The organism is Pseudomonas sp. 30_B, assembly GCF_017491605.1.
GTDB lineage: Bacteria > Pseudomonadota > Gammaproteobacteria > Pseudomonadales > Pseudomonadaceae > Pseudomonas.
In genome coordinates this window covers 1-449 of sequence record NZ_JAFGYY010000338.1, presented here as the reverse complement: position 1 = coordinate 449, position 449 = coordinate 1, and the positions used below count along the sequence as shown (strand labels likewise).

The 449-nt window shown below is 64.1% G+C and carries 1 pseudogene; it reads right to left on the bottom strand.

The annotated features are described in order from the left end of the window. Window positions 1-449 (bottom strand): annotated as a pseudogene (locus J5M67_RS28560) (flagellar motor switch protein FliG); the annotation flags it as partial.

The window sequence follows — 449 nt, the reverse complement described above, 5'->3', positions numbered from 1 at the left end:
GCAGCACGTCGTTGCGCAGCCGCTCGGTGAAGCACGACGCGATCTCGGACGCCTGATCGCGGTCGAGGTGCACGAGAATCGTCGCGATGATCTGCGGATGCTCGTTCTTGATGAGCTCGGCCACGGCCGCCGAGTCCATCCACTTGAGCCCTTCGATGCCGCTCGTGTCGCTGCCTTTCAGGATGCGGTCGATCAGCACGCCCGCCTTGTCCTCGCCGAGCGCCTTCGTCAGCACCGTGCGGATGTACTCGCTCGAATCGAGCGACAGCGCGGTGTGCTTCTCCGCTTCCTGCACGAAATCGTTGAGCACGTCCTCGACCTGCTCGCGCGTGACGTTCTTCAGCGCGGCCATTGCCGCGCCGATCTTCTGCACTTCGCGCGGCGCGAGGAATTTGAATACCTGCGCGGCCTCTTCCTCGCCGATCGACATCAGCAGGAGCGCGCTCTTG